The organism is Paraburkholderia madseniana, assembly GCF_009690905.1.
Taxonomy (GTDB): domain Bacteria; phylum Pseudomonadota; class Gammaproteobacteria; order Burkholderiales; family Burkholderiaceae; genus Paraburkholderia; species Paraburkholderia madseniana.
Window position 1 is genome coordinate 1 of sequence record NZ_VOSW01000326.1, and the last position, 465, is coordinate 465.

A 465-nucleotide genomic window follows, 5' to 3' on the forward strand; every position below is an offset into this window, starting at 1 on the left:
GACCAGTCAAACTGGAATGCCTCGCCCAGCTCGAATCGCAACGGCACAAACGCCGACTTCGAAACCGCCTTGCCTTCGCCTTGCCGCCAGGCCCGGATGAAATCGGTCACCCGCGAGTAACAGCCGTCGTAGCCGCCAGCCTTGATCTCCTGGAACAGCATCCAGGCGGTGCGGCGTTCCTTCTTCGGTCGCCGCGCGTCGACACTGAGCGCCTGCACCAGCACCTCATGAAACGGCGTCAACCGGGTCGGCTGCGAGCGCCGCTGATACTTCGGCTCCTCCTGAACATCCATGTTCAGATATTTACTAATCGTGTTGCGCGACAGGCTTGTGAGACGCGCTATCTCGCGTACCGACTTGTTCTGGCGGTGGAACATCCGCCGCACCTTGCCAATCATCGTCATCGGGATCATCCCCAAACACCCTGCCAGAAAAACTAGCAGGATAGGTTGATTGCCCGGCTCA

General features: G+C 59.6%; 1 protein-coding gene. It reads right to left on the minus strand.

Annotated elements, in window-relative coordinates:
• A partial coding sequence (locus FSO04_RS46045) for an IS21 family transposase (RefSeq protein WP_479687416.1) occupies positions 1–404 on the minus strand: 404 nt, incomplete at its 3' end.
• Between the last annotated feature and the right edge of the window lie 61 nt (positions 405–465).